This is a genomic window from Streptomyces sp. McG3, assembly GCF_018619185.1.
GTDB lineage: Bacteria > Actinomycetota > Actinomycetes > Streptomycetales > Streptomycetaceae > Streptomyces.
The window spans coordinates 1-7,132 of the sequence record NZ_JAAXYC010000367.1; the positions used below are offsets into that span (position 1 = coordinate 1).

General features: G+C 73.6%; 5 protein-coding genes. 2 read left to right on the plus strand and 3 right to left on the minus strand.

What is annotated here, in order from left to right:
* Nucleotides 1–1,027, plus strand: a 1,027-nt coding sequence (locus HET64_RS34345) for a PP2C family protein-serine/threonine phosphatase (protein WP_215111165.1), incomplete at its 5' end; no start/stop codon positions are given.
* A gap of 55 nt (nucleotides 1,028–1,082) precedes the next feature.
* A complete protein-coding gene (gene hemW, locus HET64_RS34350; RefSeq protein ID WP_215111166.1) occupies nucleotides 1,083–2,324 on the plus strand; it encodes a radical SAM family heme chaperone HemW in 1,242 nt (413 codons plus the stop codon).
* A 15-nt stretch (nucleotides 2,325–2,339) separates the two neighbouring features.
* Here hemW and HET64_RS34355 read toward each other — a convergent pair whose 3' ends face one another.
* The 3 genes from HET64_RS34355 to HET64_RS34365 form a co-directional block, all read right to left on the minus strand.
* Nucleotides 2,340–5,216 (minus strand): ABC transporter substrate-binding protein, encoded by a 2,877-nt coding sequence (locus HET64_RS34355; RefSeq protein WP_215111167.1) that lies wholly within the window; start codon nucleotides 5,214–5,216, stop codon nucleotides 2,340–2,342.
* 159 nt (nucleotides 5,217–5,375) lie between these two features.
* Nucleotides 5,376–6,194 carry a DUF3097 domain-containing protein gene (locus HET64_RS34360; protein WP_215111168.1) on the minus strand — a complete coding sequence of 273 codons (819 nt, stop codon included), beginning with the start codon at nucleotides 6,192–6,194 and terminating at the stop codon, nucleotides 5,376–5,378.
* 131 nt (nucleotides 6,195–6,325) lie between these two features.
* Nucleotides 6,326–7,069, minus strand: coding sequence for an MBL fold metallo-hydrolase (locus tag HET64_RS34365; RefSeq protein WP_215111169.1), 744 nt, complete (start codon nucleotides 7,067–7,069; stop codon nucleotides 6,326–6,328).
* Nucleotides 7,070–7,132: the final 63 nt, after the last annotated feature.

The window sequence follows — 7,132 nt, forward strand, 5'->3', positions numbered from 1 at the left end:
GAACCGGAAACGGGACGGGGAGGGCCGGGAAGCCGCTCCCGCGCCGCCCCCGCACCCCGGCGGCCGGGACGGGGCGGCGCTCGCCTTCCGTATCACCGCGGGCGGCCGGGCGCTCGGCACCGTCCTCGTCGGCCGCGAGGGCGTCGCCCAGGTGCCCGAGGCCGTCGCGTCGCTCATCGAGGACTTCGTCCGCCGCCTCGGCCTCGCCGTGGGCGCCGCCCGCGCCTACACCCGCCAGGCCACCATCAGCCGGATCCTCCAGCGCGGCCTGCTCCCCAGCAAGGTCGCCGAGATCCCCGGCGTCACCAGCGCCCTCGTCTACGAACCCAGCGACGACGGGGTGGTCGGCGGTGACTTCTACGACATCTTCCCGTGCCCCGGCGACCGCTGGTGCTTCGTCCTCGGCGACGTCCAGGGCAGCGGCCCCGAGGCCGCCGTCGTCACCGGCCTCGCCCGCCCCTGGCTGCGGCTGCTCTCCCGGGAGGGCTTCGGCGTCGGGGAGGTCCTGGACCGGCTGAACCGGCTGCTCCTCGACGACGCCATGGAGGCCGCCGAGGCCGCCGCCCTGATGGTCGCCGCCGCCGGGGGCCAGCAGCTCCACGACGGCACCCAGTCACGGTTCCTCTCCCTGCTGTACGGGGAGGTCGTGCCGCTCCCCGGCGGCGGGGTCCGCTGCACGGTGGCCAGTGCCGGGCACCCCCTGCCGCTGCTGCTGCGCCCCGACGGCTCCGTACGCCCGGCCGCCGAGCCCCAGGTGCTGCTCGGGGTCGTCGAGGACGTGGCGTACGAGAGCCAGGGCTTCGACCTCGCGCCCGGGGACACCCTGCTCTGCGTCACGGACGGGGTGACCGAGCGCCGGTCGGGCCCGCTGATGTTCGACGACGGGGACGGGCTGGCCCGGGTGCTGGCCGGGTGCGCCGGGCTGCCCGCCGAGGCGACGGCCGAGCGCATCCGGCGGGCCGTCCACGAGTTCGCCGAGCAGCCCCCGGACGACGACGTGGCCCTGCTGGTCCTGCACGCGGACTGAACGGACCGGCGGGCGAGAAGCCGCCCGGTCCGGGAAACTCCCGCGGCGAGCGACAATGGTCGGTATGCCTTCCGTACTGCCCGATGGTGAGCCCGTGCCCGACGACGGGGCGCTGCCCCGCCACGCCCTGGAAGGCGCAGCCGACCGCCCGCTCGGCTTCTACCTGCACGTCCCGTACTGCGCCACCCGCTGCGGCTACTGCGACTTCAACACCTACACCGCCACCGAGCTGCGCGGCTCCGGCGGGGCGCTGGCCTCCCGCGACAACTACGCCGCCCACCTGATCGAGGAGGTCCGCCAGGCCCGCAAGGTCCTCGGCGACGACCCCCGTCCCGTGCGCACGGTCTTCGTCGGCGGCGGCACGCCCACGCTGCTGCCCGCCGCCGACCTCGTGCGCATGCTGGCGGCGATCAGGGAGGAGTTCGGGCTCGCGGACGACGCGGAGATCACCACCGAGGCCAATCCGGAGTCCGTCGACCCGGCCTACCTCGCCGCGCTCCGCGAGGGCGGCTTCAACCGGGTCTCCTTCGGCATGCAGAGCGCCAAGCAGCACGTCCTGAAGATCCTGGACCGCACGCACACCCCCGGCCGTCCCGAGGCCTGTGTCGCCGAGGCCCGGGCGGCGGGCTTCGACCACGTCAACCTCGACCTGATCTACGGCACCCCCGGCGAGTCCGACGACGACTGGCGGGCCACCCTGGACGCCGCGATCGGCGCGGGCCCCGACCACGTCTCCGCGTACGCCCTGATCGTCGAGGAGGGCACCCAGCTCGCCCGCCGCATCCGGCGCGGCGAGATCCCCATGACCGACGACGACGCGCACGCCGACCGCTACCTCATCGCGGACGAGGCCTTCGCCGCCGCCGGCTTCGACTGGTACGAGGTCTCCAACTGGGCCACCACCGAGGCCGGCCGCTGCCTGCACAACGAGCTGTACTGGCGCGGCGCCGACTGGTGGGGCGCGGGCCCCGGCGCCCACAGCCACGTCGGCGGGGTCCGCTGGTGGAACGTGAAGCACCCCGGCGCGTACGCCCAGGCGCTCTCCGAGGGCCGCTCACCCGGCGCGGGCCGGGAGATCCTCGGCCAGGAGGACCGCCGGGTCGAGCGCATCCTGCTGGAGCTCCGGCTGCGCGAGGGCTGCCCGCTCTCCCTCCTGAAACCCGACGGCCTCGCCGCCTCCCGCCGCGCCCTGACCGACGGGCTGCTGGACCCGGAGCCGTACGGGGAGGGCCGCGCGGTCCTCACCCTGCGCGGGCGGCTCCTGGCCGACGCCGTCGTCCGCGACCTCGTCGACTGACCCGCACGGGGCACCTCACGGCCGGCAGTCCTTGGCCGTCAGCGGGGGCGCGACCCCGGCCGGCTTGCCGCAGACCAGGGTCCGCTCGGCGCTCGGCCCGGGGCGGACCACCTTGACGATGTTGAGGCCGTGCACGTTGTCGGAGACCGAGGACCTCGTCCGGCTGAACGAGATCGTCCCCGTCGGCATGTTGTTGAGGTCCACCGTGTGCAGCGTCGCCCAGGTCTCCGCCGCGCTCCGGCGCTGGTCGCCGCGGGCCGCCGCGTCGTACAGGGCGGCCGTCGCGCTGTAGGAGATGACGGTCTGCCCACTGGCGAACAGGCCGTCCTCGTACGCCGGACCCCCCGACGCCAGCGCGGTGATCTCCCCCTCGGGGTGCAGCGCCCGCAGCGTGCGGTACGCGTCCCCGTAGAAACCGAGGTTCTTTCCGCGGTCCAGCGGGGCGAGCGAGCTGTGGTAGAGCGTGACGTTGGCCGCGATCGACGTGCTGTCGTCGAACGTCCCCTTCGTCAGATCGTCCCCCGTGAACACCGTCATCCGCCGGTCGGAGCATCCGGTGGTCTCCGACAGCCCCCGCATCAGCGTCGGTACGTCCTCGACCCGCCCCGCGAAGTACAGCGCGTCGGGGACCCGCTCGGCCCGGCAGACGGTCGTCAGCGGGCCGTTGAGGCTCGCCCCGCCCGCCAGGTCGTACGGCACGTCCTTGCCCAGATCGAAGCCCGCGTCCTTCAGCATCTCCCGACCGGCGTCCCGCTGCTCGGCGGTGTACCGGTCCAGGTCCCCGTTGCGGTCCTCGCGCGACAGCACGCGCGCGTGCGGGCGGTCGAGGTCCTTCGCGATCTGCCCGGCGACCAGCCCCAGCACATGCGTCTGCTCCTCGTCCGTCGCCGCGAGGCCGAAGTAGTTGGGGAAGTCCCGGGGCAGGTCGCTGCTGGAGTTCGTCGTGTTCACCACCGGCAGCCCGGCCTCGCGCAGCAGCTTCGTCGCGTTGTCGCTCTCGTCGGTGTTGCGGCCCAGACCGACCACCCCGACCACCGTCGGATCCCGCCGGGCCACCTCGATGATCTTCCGCACGGCGATGAGCTGCCGCAGCATGTCCTCGCCGCCGTTCGCGGTCAGCACCCGCAGCTTCACCGACCGGCGCACGGTCTTGTTGACCGCCCGCTGCTGGAGATAGACGCCGGTCAGCTCCTCCAGGCCCTTGCGGGTCGCCTCCCGGTCCTTGCCCGTGGCGGTGAGCGGACCGGCGTACACGACCGTCACATACGTGTCGCCCGGCTCGATGTCGTCGTTCTCTTCCCGGATCTCCTGCTCGATCCGCTCGAAGGTGATGCCCTTCCCGGCCCCGTTCAGCTCCAGGTCGTTGCCCCGCGCGAAGAAGACCTCGGGGGCGGTCGCCACCCCCACGCACTCCCGGTCGTCCCCCTCGCCGTCCCATATCGCGTCGGTGTTGCGGTCGGTCAGCGGCCCGTGGCAGTACGTCTCGCGCCAGTGCCCGGCCCACAGGAACGCCCCCAGCAGACTGCCCACCACGAGCACGGCGAGGCTCGCCCGCGACATCACCCACCACGCCCAGGTCCGCCGCACCCGGTGGGTGACGAGCTGCGCGTGCGCGTGCTCGTGGGTCAGCTTCTCGGTGGACAGCGGCAGCAGCAGCACCCACGCCAGGGTCGCCGCCGCCACCGGCGACTGCCCCAGACTCAGATCGTCGACCCAGCGCTCGTAGCGGGCCCGCGCCCCGGACGAACCGGACGGCGCACCGGGACCCGGCCGCTCCGGGGGCAGCGGCGCGGTGTGCCGCATGATCTCGGGCGCCTGGAGCGAGGCGAGCAGCAGCAGCGGATCCACCTCGCTGCGCCGCGACCGTACGCTGTTGATCGCGTTGATCAGCAGGATGCCGCCGTTGTCCTGGGTGGCCCGGGGCAGGAACACCACCGGCGGGACCGTGCGCTTGCTGCGCCGCCAGTCCAGGGAGTGCGGGCGGTAGTTGTGCCGCAGATCCTCCAGCAGCGCCTGCACCCGCAGCTCCAGATGGAACTGGCGCGCGTACTCGTCGCCCGCCCCCGCGTCCGCCACCCGCTCCGCGACCGCCGCCGCCCGCGCCCGGATCACCCGCCACGAACCGCTCGGCGACAGCCACGACCACCCGTCCGACGGATAGCCGGTGCTGGACGCGGCCAGGGACGAGGTGGTGGCGAACCACCGGCTGGCCCGGCGCAGCCACAGCAGCGGCGGCGCGGCCCGGCTCGCCAGGCCCACCACGGCGAGCCCGATCAGCGCGACGGCCGCGACCAGGGCCGTCAGCAGCCAGTCGATCTCCCCGAGCAACACGCTGAGCAGAGCGATGAACAGGGCGCCGACGAACGTCTCGGGCCGCACCGACTGCCGCAGCGAGGCCCACCGGGTGCCCCCGCGCGGCCGGCCGGACCGCCAGCGCAGCCGGCTCAGCTGCTCCAGGATCCGTTCCTCGCGCACCGCGGAGGTGTTCCCGTCGGACTGCTCGACCACCGTCGCCGTGGCCTGCTCGATCGCCCCGAGCAGCCGGGAGCGGGGAAAGGCGAAGGTCTTGTACTGGGTGTTCTCGCGGGTCTCCCACGGCTTCTCGGAGAGCGTGCGCACCATGTCGAGCGCCGCCTCGTACGGGGTCGCCCCCTCGCCGTCCAGCAGCCGCACCGGCACCCGGCGCAACTCGTTGGCCCGGTGCACCTGATGCACGAGCTGCTCCACCCGCGCGTCGATCTCCGGCCCGGCCCCGGCGTCCGCCGCCTGGACCACCACGAGCGGCATCACCGGCCGGTTGACCCGGTACCGGTCGATCAGCTGCTGTATCAGATGGAAGACGGCCGAAGCCGCCTCGTTGTCCGCACTGTCCCGCCAGACCTCGCGCGCCATCGGCCCCTGCCCTTCCCCCGTGAGCCCTTCGGCCCGTGAACCGCCTGCCCGTTCCCCACCTCAATAACCGATGGTGCGTGTGGGACGCAGGCATTCCTAGGGATCGGTACGAGATCCTCTTCGACAGTCCTGCAACAGGCCGGAATCAGGCCCCGGACATCAGTCCGGAAGAGTGACGAAGTCGATCAATTCCTCCACCCGGCCCAGTAGTTGGGGTTCAAGGTCCTTGTAGCTGCGGACCTTGGACAGGATGTGCTGCCAGGCCGCCCCGGTGTTCTCGGGCCACCCCAGCGCGCGGCACACGCCCGTCTTCCAGTCCTGTCCCCTCGGCACCACCGGCCAGGCGTCGATCCCCACCGAGGACGGCTTCACCGCCTCCCACACGTCGATGTACGGGTGTCCCACCACCAGCACATGGTCCCCGGTCACCCGCTCGGCGATCCGGGACTCCTTGGAGCCGGGCACCAGATGGTCCACCAGCACCCCCAGCCGGGCGTCCGGCCCCGGCGCGAACTCCCCGACGATCGCCGGCAGGTCGTCCACCCCCTCCAGGTACTCCACGACCACGCCCTCGATGCGCAGGTCGTCACCCCACACCCGCTCCACCAGCTCCGCGTCGTGCCGGCCCTCCACATAGATCCGCCCGGCCCGCGCCACCCGGGCCCGCGCCCCGGGCACCGCCACCGAACCGGAGGCCGTACGGGAGGGACGCACCGGGCCGCCGGGGCCCGGGCGCACCAGCGTGACGACCTTGCCCTCCAGCAGGAAGCCGCGCGGCTCCATCGGGAACACCCGGTGCTTGCCGAAGCGGTCCTCCAGGGTCACCGTCGGCCCCTGGGCCGTCTTCTCGCAGCGGATCACCGCCCCGCAGAAGCCGGTGGAGACCTCCTCCACGACCAGATCGGGCTCGGCGGGCACCTCGGGCACGGGGGCGGACCGCTTCCACGGCGGGGTCAGGTCCGGCTGGTAGCTGCGCATGGCACGACGATATTCGCCCGAACCGCCGACGGGCGTCGGAGACCCGGCCGTGACCGGCGGGACGCCCTGGTGACGACCCTGGGGGACCACACCGGAACGTTCCCATGTGGTCCTCGGAGCGTCACCGGGGTTCACCCCCCGTCGAGGCACACGTCGAAGCGCTCCGCCAGCGACGCCCGCTGCGCCCGCACGAACGCCGCGTCCACCACCGCCCCGTGCCCCGGCACGTACAGCGCGTCCTCGCCGCCCAGCGCCAGCAGCCTCTCCAGCGCGGCCGGCCAGCGCGAGGTGATCGCGTCCCGGCCCGCCTGCGGCTCGCCCGACTCCTCGACCAGATCACCGCAGAACACCACCGGAGGCTCGCCGTCCGTGCCCGGCACCAGCACCGCGAGGTCATGGCCGCTGTGCCCGGGGCCCACGTTCGCCAGCAGCACCTGACGGCCGCCGCCCAGGTCGAGCGTCCAGTCGCCGCACACCTCGTGGTGCGGGACCACCAGGGTGTCCGCCGACCGGGCCGCCTCGCCCTCCGGCACCCCGTGGCGCACCGCCGAGGCGCACAGGCTCTCCGCCCCGCCGCGCAGCAGCGCCGCGACGCCGACCGCCCCGTACACCTGGGCCCCGGCGAACGCGGCGGTGCCCAGCACATGATCGAAGTGCGGATGACTCAGTGCGATATGCGTCACCCTCCGCCCGAGCAGCGCCTCGGCCTGCCGCCGCAGCTCGACGCCCTCGCGCAGCGTGGCGCCGGTGTCGTACAGCAACGCGCCGTCCTCCCCGGCGACCAGCGCGGCGGTGGCGTCCCAGCCCGGGAGGCGCCGCCTGCCGATACCGTTGCCCAACCGCTCCCAGCCGAAGTCTTCCCAAGCGACGTCCATACCACGACGCTAGCGGCAACGACCTGCGCGGTCTCGTGGAGGTGTGGCCGGTCGCCCTTGCCC

Excerpts from the sequence above, each read along its gene's own strand:
- hemW (WP_215111166.1), top strand. The coding sequence starts at position 1,083 with ATGGTCGGTATGCCTTCCGTACTGCCCGATGGTGAGCCCGTGCCCGAC.
- HET64_RS34360 (WP_215111168.1), bottom strand. The coding sequence starts at position 6,194 with ATGCGCAGCTACCAGCCGGACCTGACCCCGCCGTGGAAGCGGTCCGCC.
- HET64_RS34365 (WP_215111169.1), bottom strand. The coding sequence starts at position 7,069 with ATGGACGTCGCTTGGGAAGACTTCGGCTGGGAGCGGTTGGGCAACGGT.
- HET64_RS34355 (WP_215111167.1), bottom strand. The coding sequence starts at position 5,216 with ATGGCGCGCGAGGTCTGGCGGGACAGTGCGGACAACGAGGCGGCTTCG.